The 20,327-nt window shown below is 72.8% G+C and carries 21 protein-coding genes; 9 read left to right on the top strand and 12 right to left on the bottom strand.

Going from position 1 to position 20,327, the window contains the following annotated elements; all coding sequences use genetic code 11:
• Positions 1-346: 346 nt before the first annotated feature.
• Positions 347-1,063: an HNH endonuclease family protein gene (locus ACZ3J7_RS33340; protein ID WP_465627124.1), complete on the bottom strand. Its 717-nt coding sequence runs from the start codon at positions 1,061-1,063 to the stop codon at positions 347-349.
• A gap of 666 nt (positions 1,064-1,729) precedes the next feature.
• Between ACZ3J7_RS33340 and ACZ3J7_RS33345 the strand changes: the two genes are divergently transcribed.
• Positions 1,730-2,035 carry a DUF7489 domain-containing protein gene (locus tag ACZ3J7_RS33345; RefSeq protein ID WP_465627125.1) on the top strand — a complete coding sequence of 102 codons (306 nt, stop codon included), beginning with the start codon at positions 1,730-1,732 and terminating at the stop codon, positions 2,033-2,035.
• A 265-nt stretch (positions 2,036-2,300) separates the two neighbouring features.
• Here the strand turns inward: ACZ3J7_RS33345 and ACZ3J7_RS33350 are convergent, their stop codons facing one another.
• A complete protein-coding gene (locus tag ACZ3J7_RS33350) occupies positions 2,301-2,981 on the bottom strand; it encodes a hypothetical protein (RefSeq protein WP_465627126.1) in 681 nt (226 codons plus the stop codon).
• A 307-nt stretch (positions 2,982-3,288) separates the two neighbouring features.
• On the bottom strand, positions 3,289-3,711 hold the full coding sequence (locus ACZ3J7_RS33355) for a hypothetical protein (protein ID WP_465627127.1): 423 nt from the start codon (positions 3,709-3,711) through the stop codon (positions 3,289-3,291).
• Here ACZ3J7_RS33355 and ACZ3J7_RS33360 point away from each other — a divergent pair.
• On the top strand, positions 3,710-4,075 hold the full coding sequence (locus ACZ3J7_RS33360) for a hypothetical protein (RefSeq protein ID WP_465627128.1): 366 nt from the start codon (positions 3,710-3,712) through the stop codon (positions 4,073-4,075). The two genes, ACZ3J7_RS33355 and ACZ3J7_RS33360, sit on opposite strands and share 2 nt — an antisense overlap.
• Positions 4,076-4,214: 139 nt before the next feature.
• Here ACZ3J7_RS33360 and ACZ3J7_RS33365 read toward each other — a convergent pair whose 3' ends face one another.
• The 5 genes from ACZ3J7_RS33365 to ACZ3J7_RS33385 all read right to left on the bottom strand — a co-directional run bounded on the left by ACZ3J7_RS33365 (position 4,215) and on the right by ACZ3J7_RS33385 (position 9,113).
• Complete coding sequence (locus tag ACZ3J7_RS33365; RefSeq protein ID WP_465627129.1) at positions 4,215-5,114, bottom strand: hypothetical protein; 900 nt, start codon at positions 5,112-5,114, stop codon at positions 4,215-4,217.
• Positions 5,115-5,217: 103 nt separating this feature from the next.
• The gene (locus ACZ3J7_RS33370; protein WP_465627130.1) at positions 5,218-6,306 is read right to left on the bottom strand and encodes a helix-turn-helix domain-containing protein; all 1,089 of its coding nucleotides are present in this window, start codon (positions 6,304-6,306) and stop codon (positions 5,218-5,220) included.
• A 1,284-nt stretch (positions 6,307-7,590) separates the two neighbouring features.
• Positions 7,591-8,277, bottom strand: a complete 687-nt coding sequence (locus tag ACZ3J7_RS33375; protein WP_465627131.1) for a hypothetical protein — start codon at positions 8,275-8,277, stop codon at positions 7,591-7,593.
• A 310-nt stretch (positions 8,278-8,587) separates the two neighbouring features.
• Complete coding sequence (locus ACZ3J7_RS33380) at positions 8,588-8,863, bottom strand: hypothetical protein (RefSeq protein ID WP_465627132.1); 276 nt, start codon at positions 8,861-8,863, stop codon at positions 8,588-8,590.
• A 40-nt stretch (positions 8,864-8,903) separates the two neighbouring features.
• Positions 8,904-9,113 (bottom strand): hypothetical protein, encoded by a 210-nt coding sequence (locus tag ACZ3J7_RS33385; protein ID WP_465627133.1) that lies wholly within the window; start codon positions 9,111-9,113, stop codon positions 8,904-8,906.
• A gap of 39 nt (positions 9,114-9,152) precedes the next feature.
• Here ACZ3J7_RS33385 and ACZ3J7_RS33390 point away from each other — a divergent pair, with 39 nt between their 5' ends.
• The 4 genes from ACZ3J7_RS33390 to ACZ3J7_RS33405 all read left to right on the top strand — a co-directional run bounded on the left by ACZ3J7_RS33390 (position 9,153) and on the right by ACZ3J7_RS33405 (position 13,085).
• On the top strand, positions 9,153-9,443 hold the full coding sequence (locus ACZ3J7_RS33390) for a hypothetical protein (RefSeq protein WP_465627134.1): 291 nt from the start codon (positions 9,153-9,155) through the stop codon (positions 9,441-9,443).
• Positions 9,440-9,832, top strand: coding sequence for a hypothetical protein (locus ACZ3J7_RS33395; protein WP_465627135.1), 393 nt, complete (start codon positions 9,440-9,442; stop codon positions 9,830-9,832). The genes ACZ3J7_RS33390 and ACZ3J7_RS33395 overlap by 4 nt, the downstream gene beginning before the upstream one ends.
• Positions 9,833-11,653 carry a zeta toxin family protein gene (locus tag ACZ3J7_RS33400; protein WP_465627136.1) on the top strand — a complete coding sequence of 607 codons (1,821 nt, stop codon included), beginning with the start codon at positions 9,833-9,835 and terminating at the stop codon, positions 11,651-11,653.
• 88 nt (positions 11,654-11,741) lie between these two features.
• Positions 11,742-13,085 carry an AlbA family DNA-binding domain-containing protein gene (locus ACZ3J7_RS33405; protein WP_465627137.1) on the top strand — a complete coding sequence of 448 codons (1,344 nt, stop codon included), beginning with the start codon at positions 11,742-11,744 and terminating at the stop codon, positions 13,083-13,085.
• Between the two features lie 31 nt (positions 13,086-13,116).
• Here the strand turns inward: ACZ3J7_RS33405 and ACZ3J7_RS33410 are convergent, their stop codons facing one another.
• A complete protein-coding gene (locus ACZ3J7_RS33410; protein WP_465627138.1) occupies positions 13,117-13,398 on the bottom strand; it encodes a hypothetical protein in 282 nt (93 codons plus the stop codon).
• Positions 13,399-13,565: 167 nt separating this feature from the next.
• Between ACZ3J7_RS33410 and ACZ3J7_RS33415 the strand changes: the two genes are divergently transcribed.
• On the top strand, positions 13,566-16,247 hold the full coding sequence (locus tag ACZ3J7_RS33415; protein ID WP_465627139.1) for an ATP/GTP-binding protein: 2,682 nt from the start codon (positions 13,566-13,568) through the stop codon (positions 16,245-16,247).
• Positions 16,248-16,301: 54 nt separating this feature from the next.
• Here the strand turns inward: ACZ3J7_RS33415 and ACZ3J7_RS33420 are convergent, their stop codons facing one another.
• A complete protein-coding gene (locus ACZ3J7_RS33420) occupies positions 16,302-17,114 on the bottom strand; it encodes a hypothetical protein (protein WP_465627140.1) in 813 nt (270 codons plus the stop codon).
• On the opposite strand from ACZ3J7_RS33420, the gene ACZ3J7_RS33425 reads away from it, so the two are divergent.
• Both ACZ3J7_RS33425 and ACZ3J7_RS33430 read left to right on the top strand, forming a co-directional pair.
• Positions 17,113-17,961, top strand: a complete 849-nt coding sequence (locus ACZ3J7_RS33425) for a hypothetical protein (protein WP_465627141.1) — start codon at positions 17,113-17,115, stop codon at positions 17,959-17,961. The genes ACZ3J7_RS33420 and ACZ3J7_RS33425 overlap by 2 nt on opposite strands.
• A gap of 41 nt (positions 17,962-18,002) precedes the next feature.
• On the top strand, positions 18,003-19,331 hold the full coding sequence (locus ACZ3J7_RS33430) for a hypothetical protein (RefSeq protein WP_465627142.1): 1,329 nt from the start codon (positions 18,003-18,005) through the stop codon (positions 19,329-19,331).
• 16 nt (positions 19,332-19,347) lie between these two features.
• Here the strand turns inward: ACZ3J7_RS33430 and ACZ3J7_RS33435 are convergent, their stop codons facing one another.
• Entirely contained in the window at positions 19,348-19,863 is a 516-nt protein-coding gene (locus ACZ3J7_RS33435) for an NUDIX hydrolase (RefSeq protein WP_465627143.1), read from the bottom strand.
• A 6-nt stretch (positions 19,864-19,869) separates the two neighbouring features.
• On the bottom strand, positions 19,870-20,298 hold the full coding sequence (locus ACZ3J7_RS33440) for a hypothetical protein (protein ID WP_465627144.1): 429 nt from the start codon (positions 20,296-20,298) through the stop codon (positions 19,870-19,872).
• Positions 20,299-20,327 lie beyond the last annotated feature (29 nt).

The raw sequence follows: 20,327 nt of genomic DNA on the forward strand, positions 1-20,327 counted from the left end.
CCCCGCACCTCGGACACTCGAAACGGCCCGGACAACCCGGCCCCCTCACAGCCCGCACCACTGCGCCCGATCCGGCAGCAGCAACCCGGCCAACGGACGCCCCCGGGCCGCGCCCCCGGCCCGCTCCCCCTCCCGGAGACGGACTGGGCCGCGTACAAGCCCCCCGGCGACACCGTGCCGGCGGTGAGGACCGCCGGCACCGACAGATCACCAGGTGCCGCCGCCCACCACGCCCCAGTCCCGGACGACCGGGCGCCGGCTACGCGGGTCCGCCGAAGCTCAGCCGCCCCCAGGACCGGCGCAGCCAGGGCACCTCGGATAGCACCCTCGTCCAGGCAGTGCCTGCTCAGCGGGCGAGAGTGACGGTCAGCGGCTCGTTCGGGCAGCCCGCGGCGAGCCGGTGCAGCGTGTCCGCCTCGACCTGGTCCACCGCCAGGCCCCAGCGGGTCTTCACCGCTGTCCAGTCGGCCAGGTAGGTGCAGCGGTAGTCCTCCGCCGGCGGCAGCCACTCCGCGACGTCCTTGTCCGCCTTCGACCGGTTCGACTTCGCGGACACCGCGATCAGCGCCCTGGGCTCGTCCAGGTCGTTGGCGTAGGCCTGCCGCTGCTCCGCCGACCATTCCGAGGCGCCGGAGTCCCAGGCCTCGGCGAGGGGCACCACGTGGTCCACATCCAGCGCCTTGGCGTCCTGCAGCACCACGTCGTCGTAGCGGCTCACCCATACCCCGCCCGACAGGGAGCACTTCGCGCCCACGAACGGCGCGCTCGCCGCCTCCGCGACCAGCACCTCCGCCCGGGTCGAGCAGCCGTTCTTGTCCGCGTCGATCCAGTGCCGGAACGCCGTACGGACGTAGCCGGTGCGGTCCTCCCCCACCACCGGCAGCGCATCGATCGCCTCCCACAGCGTCGTGGAGACCCGCTCCCCCGCCCCACGCTGGTACCCGGCCACCGCCGGAACGGCAGCGGCGGTGCCGGGGGCGGAGGCGGCATCGGCCGGAACGGTGAGCAGCGCGGCCGCGCCGGCGGCGGACAGGACGGCGGCGAGGACGGGACGGATGCGCACGGGCGGGCTCCACACGGGGTTGGGACGGGTGGCGATACCCGGCTCAACCCCCGCGGCGGGCACGGGTTGCGGCCGCCTGCCCGACCTCACCCCAACGGGGTGTGGCGCGCTCGCGGGTGGACGGGGGACCTGCCTGGGGCGCAGGCGCAGGCGCGCAGGTGGACGTGGACGGTGGCGGGAACGGCAGCGGCGCGTGGGGGAACTGCGGTTTTTGACCACGCTGCCAGACGGTGGCGGCACCGGCCCTCGTAGGTGGTGCGCAGCGGCAGGACGGGCAGGTCGTTCTGGTCGTGGCGCGGAAGCAGCCACGTTGGTCGGCGGGCTCGTCGTGGTGCGGATGGTTCACTGGGTGCCCTGCCGGGTGAGCGGCTCGGCGTCGGCGGCCAGGTCCACGGCGGCGGGTCCCTGGTCGGCCTGGCGGTCGGCAGAGAGCCGGGGCAATTCCAGTGGCGACCTCTGCCGGGCCATCGGTCCGCGCAGCGCCGTCGATTGCGTTGCGCACCACGCCGCCCACACGTATGCCTTCAGCTGCTCGCCCGCGGCAGGGGGATCACGTGGTCTGGTCGGCCCCAACTCCCTTTTCTTGCATGGTTTCTGGGTCGATGTCTGGACGGGCGGTACGCTGCCGTGAGCAGGCCGGGCTGTCGCCGACGCGGGGGGGCACACATGTCGTACCTCATTCTCCTGGTCCTCATCGTCGGCCCACTCGTCCTGGCCTTGGTGGCGTTCGCCGACCGGCGGAGAAGGTCGTTCAACGACTCCTACGCCGGGGAGATCACCGGCCGGTGGACCACGACCGGATACAGCACCACCGGCCCGGTCGAGAGCTTCTGGTTGCGGATCCGCACCGACGACGGAGACGAGCTCACCGTCGACGTGGACGGCGTGTCGTACGAGAAACTCAAAATCGGCGACCGGGTCATGAGAACCCCCGCCACCCGTCGGCCCGTACGACTGAAGCGGGCACCCTGAACACCCGCACTCGGCCGGACCCGGTGCGTAGCGGCCCGGTCGCCAGCCGGCCCCCAGGCGCCAACCACCACCCTGCGCGCCGCCGCCCCCACACGACCCCACCCGCCACAGCCGGAGCACAGGCACAGACAGGGGTTTCGGATCCATCCGCTCACCGCATCGACGACGCGATCGCAACCGTCCTGCCCCAACAGCCCTGGGCCGCCCACACGCGCTGAAGCACCACGTCCCACCGCTCGCCCGGCGCAGCCGCGGTGGAGGCAGGTCAGCCCCCGCCCGAGAAGGTGGCGGAGCTGGCGGAGGCCGAACCGCCGCCGCCGCTCCAGCCGCTTCCAGGCCCCGGGCTGGGCCGGACGGCGCGTTCGGTGACCAGCTCGACCAGTACCCCGGCGGGGCCGAGCAGCGCGGTGAGGTCCTCGCACAGCCGCTGCGGCGAGGTGAGGGCGGGCGGGGTCCACTGCAGTTCGTCGCCGGCGAGGTTGAACCAGACGGTGAGCTGTTCGGTCTGCGGCTCCTGGTCCCCCGGATAGGGCTCGGTGATTCGGTGCTTCAGCCGGATCCTGCGCAGCTGGGCGATCGGCCGCCAGGGGCCGGGACGGGCGGCGCTGACCGTCCGGAACCGGGTGGGGGCCTGGGCCGGGGCGAATTGCAGCCGGCGGACGGCGGTGAGTGCCATCCACACGTACAGGGGTGCTGCCAGCACGCCCTCGACGGCGGTGATGGCGAGGGCCATCTGGCCGAGGGTCGCGGCGTCGGGGCCGATCGCCGACGCGACGGCGATGACCGCCAACACGGTGAGGGGGCTGAGCACCAGCGGCGCCAGCAGCAACATCGCGGCCCCGGCCAGGACGGTGCGCACCATCCACGCGCGGGAGTCGCCGCCCTCGTGGAGGACGATGTCGGTGGTGGAGTCAGGTCCGGGGCGAAGCCACGCACGATCAGCCATACCGCCACGGTAGAGCCGGACACAACCGACCGGAAGGCGGCGGCCGGCCGACAAATCCAGCTGTCGGCAAGTGATGTGACGGGGCATCAGCTCACGACGGCCCCCCGCCGGCAGCGCGTCGATCGCCTGCAACAGCGTGGTGGCGACCCGCTCCCCCGCCCCGCGCTGGTACCCGACCACCGCCGGAACGACAGCGGCGGAGCCGGGAGCGGATGCGCACGGGCGGGCTCCACACGGAGGTTGGGACGGGTGGCGATACCCGGCTCAACCCCCGCGGCGGGCACGGGTTGCGGCCGCCTGCCCGACCTCACCCCAACGGGGTGTGGCGCGCTCGCGGGTGGACGGGGGGCCTGCCCGGGGCGCAGGCGCGCAGGTGGACGTGGACGGTGGCGGCTTCGGCGCCGGTGAGGTCCGCGATGACGTCGACGGGCAGAGCGAGGACGGTGTGGAGCAGGAGGGCGTCCTGCTGGCCCGGGTCGAGGTGGTCGGTGGGTCGCAGGTGGGCGGGATCGGCCAGGGCGCGGACCTGGTCGCGGACCGCCTGCCAGGCGCAGGCGGCGGGGCTGGAGGTGGAGAGGATCTGCGGCCAGGTCTCGGCGAGGGTGTCGAAGGCCGCGTCGACGGCGTGGCGGGCGGTGTCGGCGCGCAGCAGCAGTTCGGCGTAGTTGAGGTAGTGGCGGCGGTAGAGGTCGTAGAGGGCGGTCAGGGCGATACGGCGGTGGGCGGGCATGGCGGCGCCTCGGATCGGGCAGACCGAGCCGCACGCACAAGCACTGCTGAACGCCGCCGAGGTGGTGGAGGAGGCCACGGGGCCGGCGATGGTGCCGGGCGGGGACGGGGAGGTGCTGGATGACCTGTACCGCTCCTGGCTGCTGCCGCAGATGCTGGTCGGCCCGGCCTACGACTACGACTACGACGCCGGCCAGGACCGACACACGCTCCCGGAGCTTACCGACGCGGAACGGGTGGCGGTGGTGGCGGTGTGCGCGCTGGCCGCCGCGATGCCGGGCACGGTCGTGCGCTGCCCACCGGGGCTGGAGGCCCTCAGCGGCGCCCTGGAGGCCGCTGTGCGCCTGGGGCGCAGAGCGGCCTGACGGCCCGTCGGCGCGAAGGCGCGGGAGGGCCCGCCGGAGGCTTCGGCGGGCCCTCCCATGTCGGCGGGTCAGCCCTGCCCGGTGTCGACGGTCTCCCCCTCGCGGGGCGGGACCGCGCCGGGGTGGTGGTGGTCGGTGGTCACGGGGTCTCCGATCGGCCGGCGGGGGCCCGGCGCAGTCGGGCGGCGCGTTCCTGGGCGGACTGGCGGGAGACGCCGAGGACGGTGCCGATGTCGGCCCAGGAGGCGCCGGCGGCGCGGGCGGCGTCGATCGCGGCGCGCCGGGAGGCCGCGAGGGTGAGGGCGGCCAAGGCCTGCTCGCGGCCGGGGGCGGGGTCGGTGGTGGCGGCGGTCCAGGCCGCGTCGGCCGGCATCGCCCGGGCGCCCCGTTCCCAGGTCCGCCGGTCGTCGCCGGTGGCGTAGTGGGCGGTGAGCGTCTCCAGCGGACTCAGCGCGACCGCCTCCACCGGTGCGTCAGGGACGTCCTGACGGCCTGTCGCGGTGGCCGTGGCGGAGGGCCGGACCGTGGTCGGGGCGGCCAGCAGGTCATTGAGCAGCCAGCCGATCCCGCGGCGGCGCACCAGCTCTTCCTGGGCGCGGTACGCGTCCTCGTAGGGCTCGCCGCTGCTGGTGCCGGCGGTCCGGGCGAGCAGCCGTTCGACCATCGCCGTCTCCCTGGGCATGGCCGTCGTCCACGGGTCGGCGACCGCGTCCAGCTCGTCGCGGGACAGGGCGTCCAGGCGGTGGGCGTCCAGGCGTGGGTAGGTGTCGAAGTCCTCGTCCGCGGCGGCGGCCATGGCCCGCAGCGCGCCCAGCACCTGGGCCCGGATGCCGTAGTACCGCCGGATCCGGATCCGGGCGGCCAGGTCCGGGAGCTCCCGCGCGACCGCCGCCCGGATCACCGCCGCCGACGGCCCGTCCTCCCACTCCACCAACCACTGCCCCCGCCCCTCGGACGACGGCCGCATCATCGGCACCCCGTAGACCCGCCCCAGCCCGAACACCAGGTCCCGCACCCGCTGGCCGTCGCTCTTCGCCATCCTCGACTCCCTCCTCCCGACTGTCAGGACAGTCCTGACAGCCCGGAGGGGGAGGCAAAATGCCGTCAGGGCCCGCCGGAGACCGGCGGGCCCTGACTGAGATTTACACGCCCTCGCCGACGAGGGCCCTGCGTCCCTGGACCACCCGGTCGCTCCGGTGGATTTCCGCCAGAACGCCGAGGGGAACACTTGGGTACAGGGCGATGTACCACTGCCTGTAGGTACCGATGTGCAGGTCGGCATCGGAGGCCAGGCGGATCTCGATGCGGTTGGTCTCCTCGTCCACACGCCGAAGTACCAACTCCCGAGGAAGGCCGAGTATGGCCTCGTACTTCAGCCCCGCTTTGTTCAGGGTTGTCCACTGGTAGGAGATCTTGTTGAGGGCGCGCCACATCGTCGCGGAGATCGCGTACCGGAAGAACCGGTCGAGGCGGCTGGAGAGACTGCCGATCTGCCTCGCCTGGTAGTTGTTGTTGCGCTCGGTGTGCCGCAGGGCCAGCTCGCGGCGGCTCTCGTCGATCTCGTACATCGCGGTGAGGACTTCGCGGTCCGCCCTCAGCATCCGCCGGCGCTCGACCGCGAGGGCCACCGCCAGAACTCTCGCCACACTGGACGGGGACCGCGCAACCAGCCCCGCGAACTCCCTGACCAGGGCATCGCCCGCCGCGGGAGGGCTCCAGGGCCGGGCATCCACCACATGTCGGGCCCTCAGATCCCTGAGCGCATCGCCCATCCTCTCGACGCGGCCGATCACCTCCGGGGATCTCCTGAGGGCCTGGTCGATCCTGGCGTGGCTGACTCCCAGGACCGAGGCGACCTCGTAGATGAGCGTGCACCGCCTGGCGGGGGTGAGCCCCTCGGTCTCGAAGCGTCGGTAGACCTTCGGCGACACCGCGAGCCGCTGCACGATCTCGCTCGCACGGAACCCGCACCCTCGCCGCAAGTCCGGCAGGGACCCGCTCGCGATCGCGGCATCGGCCAGTTCCAAGGGGTGGACATCGAGAGCCAGGGCGAGTCGGCGAATCCGCTGGGGCTCGGGAATCCGCTCTCCGCGCTCGTAGGCGAGGATCTGCGCCTTGGTCGCACCGACCGCCGCCGCCAGTTCCGCGGCGCTCAGCCCGGGAGGCCGGCCATCCGATCGCTTCGCGGTGGCACGCAGGCCCTGCAACGCCTCACCGCTGAACTCGGCCATGCCCCTTGCCATGACGCTTCCCCCTCGCAGACCCGAAAAGGTGCCTTTTAGAGGTACGATACTGGAGAGGAGTGCGGCTCCGTCTCCTCCCAACCAGTCGGTCTAACTGCGACTTTGGGTAATTTAGAGGTCCTGCGGCTAGGTGCACAACTTGGTTGTGGGGGAATCTGGACCCCGCTGCGGGGAACCTCTAAGGATAAGGCCTGCGACCCTCCGGGTCCGGGGCGGCCAGCAGCATCGTGACCGATCACATAGTGAAGGCCCCGCACCCAGGGCGATCAATCCACAGGGTGCAGGGCCTCGGCGAGGAGCTCCGGCCCCGGAGCTCTCCTAGCGGGTCCACTTGCGTCAACAGGTGGGCCCGTTAGTCGTCCCACCAGCTCGTCAGGTAGTGGCGGATCACGATCGCGAGGATCTGCATCGCCAGCCAACCTCCGAACCGGCGGAATCTCTTCCGGGGCTTCGGGTTCCCCCTGCCGTCTTCCTCAGGGGATGGAGCCATCTCGTCACCTCCTCATCCCGGGCCAGGTAGACCCGATCGGAGCCCGCCGGACCCGACACCGGTGAGGAGACGCACCCAGCCTACCCGGTTCGGACGCCGTACCAGTCACTCGAAAGGCCTAAGGGTGTCGCCCTGCCTGCCTTGAAATGAAAGGGTTCTGACCCTTAGTCACCTGACCTGGGAAAACGTGCCCGCCGGACGCGCCCACACCCCTACTCCCCTCGGGCCTCCACCCGTACTACGCCTTCGATTCACGGCCTGAAATCACCGACGAGGACCGGCCCCGCCGCAGCGCCCCACAAGTTACCGAATGGTAGATACCGGGGATGCACCGAAACTGCCGCTTCCTGAACACTTCTTGACCGGCAGCCAAACGTTCAGCCGACCTTCGACCCTCCGCCCGGATCCGACAGATCCAGCCAACACCGCCCCTCGGCAGGGTTTCCCGTTGCCAACGCGCCGGTCAGTCCGTCGCGGCGGCGAGCACGCGGCGGCCCAGGTCGGTGACGGTCACCAGGCGGCCCCGCTCCGGGACCACGGGGCCGAGGACGACCAGGCCGTCGGCGAGCAGGCGTTCCAGGGCGGGGAGGCTGACGCCCGCGCCGGGCCGCTGCGGGGTGCGGTAGACGTGGACGGCGCCGGCGGCGAACTTTCCTCAGGTAGAGGCGGCCGACCTTGGTGGTCGCGGGCAGCGCGGTGGTGTCGAGCATGGTGGCCTCCTTCGGGGTCGGGTCAGGGGTGGGTGGTGGCCCCGGGCCGGTTGCCCGGCCCGGGGCCGGCGGTCAGTGCTCGGCGCGGGCGGCGGTGAACTGCGCGCGGGCTGCTTCCAGGGCGCGGTCGGCCTGGTCGTACAGGGCCCGGTAGTGCTCGGCCGGCTCCTCGGCGGCGTCGGCGGCGAGCTTGTCGCCGTGCTCGTCGTGGGCGTGGACCAGCGACCACGCGGCGTCGGAGAGGTCGCCCAGGATCGAGCGGCGCACCGACAGCCAGCCGAAACGGCCCATCGCATCGTCGGTCGGGCAGCCGCCGGCCTCGATGCCGGCCAGGCGCTGCTCGTGGGCGTGCAGGTCCCCCTTGGCCCGGGCGGGGGTGGGGTAGTCGGCCGCGAACTCGCCGGCGCTCTCGGTCTCGGACACGGTGGCGGCCTGAAGGGGGCGGTCGGCGGTGGCGGGCAGGGTGGTGCGCAGCGCGTGGTCGGCGGCCTCAAGGAGGGCGCGGGCGGGGGCGGCGTGGGGCTCCAGGGCGGCGCCGGTCAGGAGGGCGAGGACGTCCTCCAGGTCCTCGGCCTCGCCGTGGCGGCCGACCCGGTGCAGCGCCTCGACGGCCTCGAAGACGTACGCGGCGAACAGCGCGGGGGTGACGGTGGCTGCCTGGACGCCCAGCAGGCGGGCCAGGGCGGGGCCGTGGGCGGCGGTCAGGGCGGCCGGGTGGGGGGAGGTTCCGGTCGGGTCGGTCGCGGAGGGCTCGTTCACCTATGCCTCCCCGGCCAGGTCCGGAACGGTACCGCGCGGCCGCCCTTGGGGGCGGCGGCGCTCTGCTACCGGCCTCGTGGGCACGGAGAGGGCTCGCAGGAATCTGGCGGGTGCGGGGTGAGGGTTGATCATCGGGGGTTCCTTTGGGTCACGCTGGGCCGTTCGGGGTGGGGCCCGTTCGTGCTTGCGAATCCCATCTGATCGTGCGAACCCTCATTTTGTTCACGCGTGGCACGCACAAATATGCGGAGCGTGATCATCCGGCTGATGTGCGCCCCCTGCAACCCTCCAGGACGGGCGGCGGCTGTGGCTACGTCGAGTCGCCCTCCCAGTCCCAGCGGAGGGGGTCTCCGGGGCGCGGCTCGTAGCGGGCCCGGCCTCCGCCGCCGTAGTGGCCCAGCGGAGTGATCAGCGCGGCCCCGCACTCCAGCATGCCGGCGTCCCAGCCGGTGACGTCGACCAGCTGGCCGTCCAGGGGGCCGCCGACCAGCTCGCGGTACTCGTGTCCCGGCTCGGGGCCGGGATCCTCGCCGGGTTCGGCGCCGTAGACCCGGCCGCGCAGCAGCTGCTCGTCGTGCTCGTCCATCGGGTCAGCGTGGCACCGCCGGCCGACAGCGCGCAGGCGATCAGCGCCAGCAGAAGGTGGCGTCCGTCATCGCGGGCAGCAGCACAGGGGCGGCGGCCGCAGGCGGGGCCTGGGCGGTGACGGCGTCGACCAGGTGCTCGCCGACGTCCGGGTAGAGGTGGCTGCCTGCCAGGTCGACCGTGGCCAGCCAGAGCACTTCGGTGGTGTCCTCCGCGTCGAGCTCGGCCAGGGCGACATCCTCGGCAAGCATCCGTACACCGCTGGTGTACCAGCGGTGTACGATCGCGGTATGGTTGATGCGACGATCAAGGTTTCCCCTGACACACGTGACCGGCTGGCTGCTCTCGCGGCGGCCCGCGGCACCACGATCGGCGCCCAGGTGGCCCTGCTGGTGGAGCAGCAGCCCACCGCGGAGCAGATCGCCGAGCGCGTCGCCGAGGGCCGTCGGCTGCTGCGGGAGCACTTCGGGATGACCCTCACAGACCCGGAGTTGGACCGGGGTCCGGACCTGCTGCAACGGGTCTACAACATTGCCGCGGCCGACACCCGCGCCAAGCTCGCCCCGAGGCGCAGCGCGTGATCATTCTGGATTCGAGCGCCTTGGCGGCGCTCGCCGCCGGTCATGAGCGCCTTCACCGGATCGTGGACGCCGCGCTGCACAGTCCGTTCCAGCACCTGCTGGTGCCGGTGCTATGCCTGATCGAGGCGGAGATCAAGGATGAGGGTGCCGCGCACGCGGTCCTGGCGCTGCCCTCGCTGGAGTTCGAGGCGCTGGACGCGGGCACGGCCGTGGTGGTGGCGTCCATGGTCCGGGACGGCTACGGGGGGCCTGATCTGGCCCACGCCATCGCGGCGAGCCTGCCGACCCCGGCGCGGCCGATGCAGCATCTGATCCTGACGGCCCGCCAGGAGCTGTACCCGCCCGGTGTCGCCACCGTCGACATCGACGACCCCCGCCTGGAGGCGTAGGTGCCGCCCGCAGACGGACCGGGGGACCGGCTTTCCACCGAATGCGGTGCGCGCATCCTCGCCGAGGAGATCCTGCCCACCGTGCTGCGTACGGCGGTGCCGCAGGAGCGGCCGGTGGTGGTGTTCGTGGCCGGGCAGGCCGGCAGCGGCAAGACGCTCGTCGTGGATCTGGTGCACGCGGCGCTCGCCCACCGGGGCGGTGCGGTGCGGGTGGACCGCGACGCCTACAAGGCCGTCCACCCCGATTACCCGCGGTTCCTCACCGAGGATGTGCGCACCGCCGGGGTGCGGGTGCGCGCCGACACCTACGGGTGGAAGGAACGGGTGGAGAAGCGGCTGCGGCGTGATGGCCTAGACGCGGTGGTGGAGGCGCCGATGGGCCGCCCGGAGGAGTTCCTGGCCGAGATCGCCGCGTACCGGCGGGCCGGGTACCGCGTCGAGATCGTGGCCCTGGCCGTTCCGGAGGCACTCAGCCAGCTCGGCGTGCTGGAGCGCTACGTGGACCTGGCCGTGGATGGCCGAGCCCGCTACGTAGGCTGGGACAACCACGACAACTGCGCCGCCGCGCTGGTGACGACGCTCCTCGCGGTGGAGAGCGGGCACTTGGCCGACATGGTGTTCGTGGTGCGCCGCGGCACCGGCACGGCGTTGGAGAGCGTGTACGCCAACGAGCTCGGCTCCGATGGGAGCTGGGTCCGCCCCGCGCGGGCGGCCCGGGCCGTGGTGGCCGAGCGTACCCGTCCGTGGGACGCCGCAGCCACCGGCCGCTTCCGGCGCCAGCTGGCCGCCTGCGAGCGCCGCGCCCACGACCCCCGCCTCCCCGCGGACTGGGCGCTGGCCGTTGGCCGGGACGCCGAGCGGGCCGCCGCGCTGGCCGAACGGGTGCGCCGCACTGCCCAGCCGCTCACCCGGGCGCCCGGAGTCGACTACCACCGGCTCTCCGCCGACGAGCACGAGTTCGTCTTCGAGGCGATGGTCGTGCCGGTCCTGCTGAACACGGTCACCGCGCAGGACCGCCCGGTCGTGGTCTACGTCGTCGGCCAGCCTGGCGCGGGCAAGACGAGAGCCGCCCACCTGGTCCGCCGCAGCATGAACCGGCCGGTGCACCTGGCAGGCGACGACTTCAAGGTCCTGCACCCCGACTACCTCCAGCTCCTGAGCTCCGACCCGCGCCGCGCATCCGAGCCGATCCGCGCCGACTACCGGGCCTGGCAGGCGCGGGCCGAGGCGTACGTGCGCGAGCGCCGCGGGAACCTCGTCATCGAGACCACCCCCTCCGACCCCGCCGGGTTCGCCGCCCAGGCGCAGACGTTCCGGCAGGCCGGCTACCGGGTGGAGCTGCTAGTCCTGGCCGTACGTGCCTCCGACTCCCGCCAGGGCACCGCCCACCGCTACGCCCAAGTGACCCGGCTCGGCGTCCCCGGCCGGTTCACCACCGCTTACGGCCACGACGCGCACTACAGGGTGCTGCCCGACGTCGTCGCGGCCGCCGAGGAGCTGGCGCTGGTCGACCAGATCACGGTGATGCGGCGCGACACCAGTGCCCTCTACAGCAGCCGACCCACGAGCGGCGGGAGGCCGTCAGAGCGCGGGTCCGGGGCGCTGGCGCTGCTCGCAGAACAGCAGCGCCGGTACACCGAGCAGGAAGCCGCCCAGTTCTGGGCTGTCCAGCGGGAACTGCATGCCGCGATGCCCCAGTACCGCGACGACCTGGTCGCCATCGGCTCCTTGGCCCTGCCGCTCATGCCTGCCGCACGGCGGCCGCGGCAGCTAGAGCGACCTACGGCAGCGCTCGCCCTGCCGGCCCGTCCGGGAAGCTGAGAAGCGCCTGGTCGCCGGGCACCGGCCCACGGCCGCCGTATGTGGAAAGTCGGTGCCAAACTCAGGTAGCTGGGTGCCACAATCGGCTATGGCTGCTCACCGCTCCCGGCGCCTGGAAGGCCTCTTCGGCGCCCGGCTCGACAACGTCTCCCACCAGCAGGTCGCCGCACTCGAAACCGCGAAGGCGACCGAGCACTTCGACCTCGATTTCAAAGCAACGCTCTACGGCGGCAAGGACGAAGACCGGCGCAGCCTGGCCGGGGACGTCGCCGCGATGGCGAACACCGCAGGTGGCGTGATCGTCCTCGGCGTCGAGGAGGACGATCAGGCCCGGGCCAGCGGCACGCCTGGGGTGACGTTGAGTGACAACGAGGTCGGCCGGATGCGCCAGATCGTCGCGGGTCTCGTCTCGCCGCTGCCGACCTTCGACATCTACCCCGTAGCCGCACCCGAACGCGAAGACCACGGCTTCTACCTCATCTCAGTGCCGCCCAGCCCGATAGCTCCCCACGCCGTGCTGGTCAACAACGGATTGCGCTATCCGCGGAGGAACGGCGCCACCACGGCGTACATGTCGGAGCCGGAGGTCGCCACCGCCTACCGCAACCGGGGCCTGGGGGCCCAGAGCCGGCACGACGTCGCGGCCGCCAGCGCGGAGCAGCTGACAGGCTGGCTCGACACGGACAAGCACCGCTACGTGGTGCTCTCCCTCGTGCCAGACGTCCCCGGAGGCTTCACCCTCGACACGAAGGCGTTCAAAGCCTTCGAGAAGAGCGTTCTTCACACCGATCCGTACGGCATCCCGTTCGGCGTCTCGTGGCTGCGCGCCTCCGTCGGCACCGGTCACCTGCGCGCCGCCGGCAACCACCGGGGCACCCGTGCAAGTCACCTGGCCTGTCACCTCTACGAGAGCGGAGCGGGCACCTTCGCGGCCACCACCACCCCACGCACCACCATCCAGCTTGATCCGCACGACACTGCCGGCAGCGTCGATGCAGCCCAGGTCAACGACGAGACCTTGGTCAACGCCGTCTGGGGCGGCCTGCGACTCCTGGCTCGCCATGCCCGCGACCGCGCGGCCGCCGGCGGCAACGCCACAGTTCAGGCCACCCTCTTCCCCATCGGGCCCGACCACCCGACGATCCTGGTCCAGGACCGCGGCTGGCCCGGCCCGATCAGCGAGCAGCAGCCCGAACGGCAACCGCGCACGGGTGCCGTCTTCTCGATCGACGACCTGGCCGAGGACGGACCCGAACTCCTCGCGGCAACCGCAATCCTCGCTGGCGGCCTCGTCCAGGCCTTCGGCCTGCCAGAGGCGTACCAGGTCACCAACGACGGCACGCTGCGCCTGCGCTACTGGATGCACCGGAAGCCGCTCGAGGCCATCGCGGAGAAGGCCGGGCTCGAGACCACCCTAGACGCCGTCGACTGACCGGGCGGGCAGCACGGTCTCGGCCGAGATCTCAGCTGCTGTCGGCCTGCAGGGCCAGCAGACGCTCGGTGTACAGCTCTGCGATCCGGGTGATCTCTCCGGTCCCGGCCTCGCCAAGCCGCTCCCGGTCCTCGCCGCACACCTGCAGCTGCTCCGCCAGCTCCGCCAGGCGCTGCTGGTCACCGGCGCGCCGGGCGGTCATCATCTCGCGGCCGTACCAGGCGATGACAGCGCCGACGGCCGCCTGGGCCGCCTCGATGGATGCGCTGTCGCCCTCAGGGGAGGAGGGCGTTGCGGAGGGAGGAGTGTGCACGGTGGACCACCTCGATGGCTTGGAACGGTCTCGGCCCGGGGCGGTGCCGCCGACCGCCCGGGCGGGCCCGTCAGTGGCCCGTTCCCGGCCCTTTCCGCTCGATCCTGCCCCTTGACCTGGTCCATCACCTAAATTGGCCTCAAGTGACATGTCCTGGGGGGACTTCCGTGGCCGACCTTCGCGCGCTGTTCAGCTCCAACGACCCGGTCGACAGCGCCGAGGCGTTCACCAACCGCCAGCAGCAGTGGGCCCTGGTGGCCACAGCTGTCGAAGAACACCTGCGCACCGTCGCGGCTCCCGGCTTCGACGTCGAGGACCTGGAGGCGCCGCGGACCAACGTGATCGCCTTCCACGGCGTCGGCGGTGTCGGGAAGACCACCCTGCTGCGCAAGCTCGAAGCCTCCCTCGCCGCCGCCGATGAGCGGCCCCGGCAGTGGGGCGCCGGCCTGGGGGCGGGCGAGCGGCTGTTGCCGGTGCGCATCGACCTGTCCCGCTCCGCGAGCACCGGCTCCGACTTCGAGCGGGTCGTGCTGACCGTCCGCCTCGCCCTCGCCGGCGCCGTCGGCCTGCCGATGCCCGGCTTCGACCTGGCGCTACGCCGCTACTGGGATGCACAGCACCCCGGCGAGCCGCTGGAGGAGTACATCCGCCGCACCGGGCTGATGGGGAAGGTCGGGCAGTTGCTGCCCGGCCAGCTCGGCGAGGCGGTCGGCCAGATCGCCGGGGCTCTGCAGCTGCCCGGCCTGGTCGGCTCGGCCGCCGGGCAGGTCGCCACCGCACTGGTGAACGCGCTGCGCGAGCGCCGCGAGCTGGCGCGCGCCCTGGCCGGGGCCGCCCGCACCGCGGCCCTGCTGGAAGCTGAACCCGACCTGGAGTCGCTCTCCTACTACCCGCACCTGCTGGCGTGGGAGATCAGCCGACTGCCTGCGAAGAAGGCGGTGGTGCCCGTCGTCCTGCTGGACACCTTCGAGGACACCGCCGACCGGCACCGCGACCTGGAGCGGCTGCTGCAGCGCTTGGTGTGGCTGATGCCGAACTGCTTCTTCGTCATCGCCGGCCGTAATCGCCTCGCCTGGGGCGAGAACGCCCTAGAAGGGCAGCTCGACCACACCGGTCCCGCGGCGTGGCCTCACCTCGCACCGCGCGGGCAGCAGCCGGCCCGAACGGCGGGCGGCGTCCGGCAGCACCTGCTCGGCGACTTCTCCCCCGCTGACTGCGACCACTACCTCGCCATCCGCCTGACCCGCGACGGCGCACCGCTTATCCCCGCGGAAATCCGCGCCGTCATCACCGAGCGCTCGCACGGCCTTCCCCTGCACCTGGACCTGGCCGTCGCCCGCTTCCTGGAGATCCGGCGCACCCACCGCACCCCCGTACCGGCCGACTTCGACCACACCTTCCCCGCGCTGATCGCCCGTACCCTGTCCGACCTCACCCCCGACGAACGCCACGTCTTGCGCTCCGCCTCCCTGTTGGACGCCTTCGACGTCGATCTCGCCACCCAGGCCGCAGGCCTGGCCCACCAGGCGCCCGCCCGCCGGCTCGTGGAGCGGCCCATGATCAGCGAAGATCCCTACGCGATCTGGCCCTACCATCTGCACGGCGCCATCCGCGCCGCCCTGCGCACCGACGACACCGCCACCCCCGACCGCTGGACCGATGCCGACTGGCACCGGGCCGCGGTGCGGGCGCTGGCCGCCCTCGGTGAGCAGTGGCGTCATACCCGCGCCCCCGCCCAGGACCGGGCCTGGCTGGTGGCCTGTCTGCGCCAGGGCCTGCGGCTGGCCCGCGACCACCGCCTCGACGACCTCGGCTGGCTCACCGACGCCGCCTTCGCCTACACCAACGACTCCGTGTGGGAGCCGATCGCGCCCCCCGCCCGGGCCCGGGACGCCGCTGCGGGCGAAGGGGCCGATACGCCCGCCGACGCCCTGACCGACCTGCTGACCGCCATCAGCCGGCGCCAACACGAACACCGCGCCCACACCGCCCGCCGCCTGGCCGCCGTCCTGGAGGGCGGCCTGCTCTCCGACGAACTTGCCCAGCTCGCCCGCTACTACCTCGCCAAGGCCGACAAGGACCTCGGCCGCACCGCGGCCTCCCTCGAGGGCATGCAGCAGGTCGCCGCAGCGGGCGGCCGTCTCGCCGGCCAGGCCCAGCGCGGGATCGCCAACCTCGCCCGCATCGCTGGTGACTTCCCCGCCGCTCTCGCCGCCGCCTCCACCTTGACCTGGAAGAGCCGCCGCCACCGGGTGCGCGGCGACATCCTGTGGCCGCAAGGCGACTTCGCCGCGGCCACCCAGGCCCTGCTGGACGGGCGGGCCGAAGCCGAACAGCACGCGGCGCCAGGTGAGAGGGCCATCGCCCAGGTCCGCCTCACCGTCGTCACCGCCTTCACCGACCCGGACCGGGCCGCCGAGGAGATCGCCCTGGCCCGCCAGTACCTGGAGCCGCTCGACCAGCGCGCCACCGTGCTGCACGTCCACGTCGCCGCCCTGATCGCCGACGCCGGCACCACCGGCCGCAGCCTCAACGACCGCGCCGCCGTCCTGCGCACCCAGATCGACGTCGCCGGCCTCCCGTGGCTCATCCCCCTGCTGGAAACCGCGCTCGCCTTCCACCACGCCGCCCGCGACGACCAGGACGAGCTGACCGCCACCCTGACCCGCCTCGACCAGGCCACCGCAGGCGGCGACTTCGCCTACTACCTCGACATCGCCCACTTCATGGCCGGCCGCCCCCTGCCCCGCCCCTCCCGCACACAGTGGCTCGTCCCGGAGGAGACCGTCCGCGAACGCTGGCACGACCTCGTCACCGAGCGGCGCCGGCAACGGGGCAGTGGCCGCTGACAGCGGGGAAGAGGGACGCCGGGACCCGGTCGGATCCCGGCTCTTTCGCACCGGTCAGTAGCCCTGCGGCGTCGGCGTCATCCTGGCGTGCAACAGCGCGGCCCGGCCGAGCTCCGTGCCCGGGCCGGACTTCGGCTGCGCGTTGAACAAGGCGGTCAGGCCGGGCGGGGCGTCCTGCCAGTGGCGGTGGGCGGGAATCCGCGCCGAGAGGTCGTCCAGCAGCAGGTGGACGACGTGCGCGAGTTCGGTGGCGCGGTCCCCCCAGCCGTCGCCCCACCACAGGTGCTCGCCGGGAAGGCATGGGGCGGGGTGGACCAGGCCGTCGGTAGTGGTGATCCACACCGCCCCGTCGAGAACGACGGACGCCAGTTCACCCCGGCCGGCCGGAAGGGACCACGGGGCGTAGAACAGCCACTGGGCGCGGCTGGGGTTGTCGTCGTCCTTGGTGCGGACGACCGGCATGTCGGTGAGGGGGTCGGTGAAGAAGGCCTCGACCTGCTTGCCCTCGGCAAGAGTGGCGTGGCCGGCTGTGGGGTCGCACAGGGCGAGCCGCCGCACCCACCGCTCGACGGTGGGGCTGCCGCTCACCCGCAGGTCGGTGAAGCTGCCGTAGGGCAGCAGGTCGGCATTGCGGCCGAGAGCCACGTGCAGGGCCGCCACGGCGTCCGGCTGGTTGCTGTGGGCGACCTCGGCCCAGCCGGGCCGCAGCGGGCCGTCCTCCACGGCGGTGCCGAGGGGGTGTCCCTGGGTGTCGGGCTCGGCGGCGATCACCAGCGGAGACGAGGTGTGCCAGGGACGGACCTCGCCGAAGATCATAATCTCCGACCGGACTGCGTCGATGCGGTCGTTGCGGATGGAGCGGGCCATGTCGGTCAGCACCGCGCGGGCGCGCGGTGAAGGCGGGGTTGCGCACTGCTCGCTGCAGCGCGACCTCGCGGTCGTCGGCTGGCAGCTGGACGGTGAGGACCTCGGCTCCCGGGGACCACTGCCAGATGACGTCGGGGCGGCGCAGGGCGCCGGGCCACCAGGGCAGGGGCTGGCCGGCGAGCTGCACCACAACGGACCAGTCGGCTTCGTACTCGATGCGGGGCCGGGCGGTGTCGGCGGCGACCAGGGCGGGGCCGCCGTGGGCGATGTCGCCGAACAGAGAACAAACCACGGTGATGCCGTGGCCGCGTTCGGCGGCCAGGTCGCCGGCCATGCCCGCTGCCGCTCCGCGTTCGGTGGTGTGGAGCAAGCGGACGACGCCGACGACCGTGTCCCAGTCGGTGGCGGGTCCGTGGGCGGTGTCGCGGTGGCCGAGGAATCGTCCCGTCCCGGGCCGGTCGGGCAGCGGGCGCTCCAAGAGGGCGCCGCGCTGGCGGAACTGGGACGTCGTGGCAGCCCATACGTAGACGGCGGTGGCGTCCCAGTGCTGCGCGTCGGGGTCGTCGACGGAGCGGTGGTGCACGTTCTTCGCGGGCGCGGGGAAGTCCGGGTGCTGGCGGGGCAGGCGCCACATGCCAAAGGAGGTGATACCGAGGAGGTCCTGCACTTCCGCCTTGGTGAGGTACGTGGTGGCGAAGCCCATTCAACTACTCCTCGTGTCACGGGGATTGCCCTGCGCTGTAGTCAAACACCGGGCGCGGAAATCCGACGGGGGAACGGGAGAACTGCCCCGGCGGATCGGCTGTACCCGGACAGTGCGCCCTACGCAGGGGGCGGAGTTCGGTGAACGCCGTACGTCGGCGGCTCGGCCCGGGCATGATCCGTGCCATGGGAGACGAGGCGTCCGTGTCTTGGGTGTTCGACAAGGCGACCCGCGACTGGGTCGACCTGACATGCGGCACCATCGGGCTGGCGCCGGGCCTGGCCGGAGGCCGGTACGTGTGCTGGGCGTGCCGGGAGAACCTGATGCTCAAAGGGGCGCGCCCCGACTCCAAGGTCTCCCCCTATTTCTCCCACACCAGCGGCGCGGACTGCGCGGCCGCGCCTGCGGTACGCGAGCAGTTGGAGGCGGACGGCCGGATCGTCATCGAGTTCCAGCAGCGGATCACGCGGGCCTGGCCCGGGGTGCGCTGCGTCCTGGAGGCGCCGTTCGACGCGGGCGCCGGTGTTCCGGCTGGCCGCGGCGTACTCCCGCCCGCCGTGGTGGTGAGCGGAGACGGCAACGAAGTCCTGGTCGTGGAGCGGCCGAGGCGTCCCGTGGGCGCGGGCGAGGTCGAGCAGCGGATCCAGGCGGTGAAGGCCCGCTACGGTGGCGGAGCCCGGCACGTCTGGTTCTGGGCCAAGGACTCGCTGCAGGCCGCGCGCCTGGCCGACCTGGACGTGTTGCCGCGCGGCCTGGCCAAGGCCCGGCACGCGACGATCGCCCCGACCGAGCAGCAGCTCGCGATCCTCGCCGCAGCCGGCCGCGTCTACTTCCTCGACGGCCAGCAGGTCCTGGTTCCATACGGCGTCCACGACTTCGACCACGAGCAGCGCTCCGAAGAGGACTGGAACTTCCCCGACTGGCGCCGCGGCTTCCGCCGGGACTGGCGCATCAGCCACCCCGTCCCCGCGCCGGACGCCACCCGCTGGGGTCTCGCACCGGTCGCCTTCGCCGAGCTCACCCGCACCCGCGGCCTGTTCTCCCTGGCCACCGCGAACGACCTGATGAACCGCCTGGAGCAGTCCCAGCGCGGCCGGTGGCGCTCCCGGCGCTCCCAGGCCGCCGCTCTCTACCAGGAGCGCCACCGGCCGACGCCGCCTGCGGAACCTACGGCGCCCCTCCCCATGCCAGCAGCGGAAGCGCCGCCGGAGCCGCCAGCGCCGCCCGCCGCCCCGCCGGATCCCCCGGCATCTGCCGCGGCCGTACCCGGGTCGCGGCCGCACCGGCCACCCTTGCCGGAGGAACGCCCCGAGCCGGAGGCGCAGGAGACGAGCCAGTCGGACGGCGAGCAGCTGCCGGAGGACTCCGTCTACCTGCCCGCCGCAGCTGTTTCCCCCGGGCCGATGCCGCCGCCGCCCGCGTACCCGCCCGCTCCCGGGCAGCCTCCCCTGGTTCCTTCGCCAACGCAGGGCCAGCGGCGCGGGTGGCGCTCTCTCTTCGGGTTGCGCCCCTGACCGCTCCAGGGCCGGGTCACCTCCAGAGGTGGGTGGCGCCCGTCATCGGAGCCAGCAGCACTGGCGCGGCGGCCGCGGACACGGCCTGGGTGGTGACGGCGTCGACCAGGTATTCGCCGACGTCCGGGTAGAGGTGCGCTCCGGCCAGATCGGCCGGGGCCAGCCAGAGCACTTCGGTGGTGTCGGCGGCGTCGAGTTCGACCAGGGCAACGTCCTCGGCGAGCGGTCGCGGGATGTGGAGGACGTGGACCAGGTGACGGCGGAGGAACAGCCGGCTGTCTCCCGGGCGGGTGGTGGCCTGGTGCTGCTCAAACCGCGGGACTGGGTCGACGTCGACGGCGGCCAGGTCCAGGCCGAGCTCCTCGCACAGCTCCCGGCACAGCGCGTCGGTCGGCTGCTCGCCGTCCGCGGCGAGACCGCCGGGCAGCGAGTACTGGACGCCGTCAGGGCGGTGACGGCGGATTACGCACACCCGGCCGTCGGGGTCGACCAGCAGCGCGCACACCCGCACCGGGATGGTGTTCCCGGTCACCACGGCTCAGTCCTGGTTGGGGCGGCCGAGGGTCCAGCCGGAGACTGCGGCAAGGGGGCCGCGCCAGGATGGCAGGGTGTGGACGGTGCGGCCGTCCCGGACGGTGACGTCGCGCAGGTGCAGGTGTCGGCGGTCCGGTGGGCGCTTCTTGCCGTCGTCGGCGTCGTCGGCGATCCGGCCGTGAGCGGTGCGGATCGCGCGGGCGAGGTCGTAGTCGTCCAGCTCCTTCATGAACAGCTTCCGCCACACCTCAGGCGAGATCACGGTGCCGGTGACCAGGGCGCCAGGGACGGCGAGTGTGACCTCCAGGCGCTGGGCCTCGATGTCCTCGTGCTCCGCGCCCAAGCGCAGCAGCTCCAGGTATGGGTCGGGGTGGGTGTCACGGTCTCCGGCCAGCACCCGGAACACGGCCTGCGCCGCCTCTTTGAACGCCATCTGATCCGCCCCTGCCCTCGTGGGTGACG

The sequence above is a fragment of the Kitasatospora sp. NPDC015121 genome, assembly GCF_055562955.1.

Excerpts from the sequence above, each read along its gene's own strand:
- ACZ3J7_RS33390 (WP_465627134.1), top strand. The coding sequence starts at position 9,153 with ATGGTTGATGCGACGATCAAGGTTTCCCCTGACACACGTGACCGGCTG.
- ACZ3J7_RS33420 (WP_465627140.1), bottom strand. The coding sequence starts at position 17,114 with ATGGCCCGCTCCATCCGCAACGACCGCATCGACGCAGTCCGGTCGGAG.
- ACZ3J7_RS33350 (WP_465627126.1), bottom strand. The coding sequence starts at position 2,981 with ATGGCTGATCGTGCGTGGCTTCGCCCCGGACCTGACTCCACCACCGAC.
- ACZ3J7_RS33430 (WP_465627142.1), top strand. The coding sequence starts at position 18,003 with ATGGGAGACGAGGCGTCCGTGTCTTGGGTGTTCGACAAGGCGACCCGC.
- ACZ3J7_RS33440 (WP_465627144.1), bottom strand. The coding sequence starts at position 20,298 with ATGGCGTTCAAAGAGGCGGCGCAGGCCGTGTTCCGGGTGCTGGCCGGA.
- ACZ3J7_RS33385 (WP_465627133.1), bottom strand. The coding sequence starts at position 9,113 with ATGCTTGCCGAGGATGTCGCCCTGGCCGAGCTCGACGCGGAGGACACC.
- ACZ3J7_RS33380 (WP_465627132.1), bottom strand. The coding sequence starts at position 8,863 with ATGGACGAGCACGACGAGCAGCTGCTGCGCGGCCGGGTCTACGGCGCC.
- ACZ3J7_RS33360 (WP_465627128.1), top strand. The coding sequence starts at position 3,710 with ATGGCGGCGCCTCGGATCGGGCAGACCGAGCCGCACGCACAAGCACTG.
- ACZ3J7_RS33405 (WP_465627137.1), top strand. The coding sequence starts at position 11,742 with ATGGCTGCTCACCGCTCCCGGCGCCTGGAAGGCCTCTTCGGCGCCCGG.
- ACZ3J7_RS33355 (WP_465627127.1), bottom strand. The coding sequence starts at position 3,711 with ATGCCCGCCCACCGCCGTATCGCCCTGACCGCCCTCTACGACCTCTAC.
- ACZ3J7_RS33370 (WP_465627130.1), bottom strand. The coding sequence starts at position 6,306 with ATGGCCGAGTTCAGCGGTGAGGCGTTGCAGGGCCTGCGTGCCACCGCG.
- ACZ3J7_RS33345 (WP_465627125.1), top strand. The coding sequence starts at position 1,730 with ATGTCGTACCTCATTCTCCTGGTCCTCATCGTCGGCCCACTCGTCCTG.
- ACZ3J7_RS33365 (WP_465627129.1), bottom strand. The coding sequence starts at position 5,114 with ATGGCGAAGAGCGACGGCCAGCGGGTGCGGGACCTGGTGTTCGGGCTG.
- ACZ3J7_RS33425 (WP_465627141.1), top strand. The coding sequence starts at position 17,113 with ATGTCGGTCAGCACCGCGCGGGCGCGCGGTGAAGGCGGGGTTGCGCAC.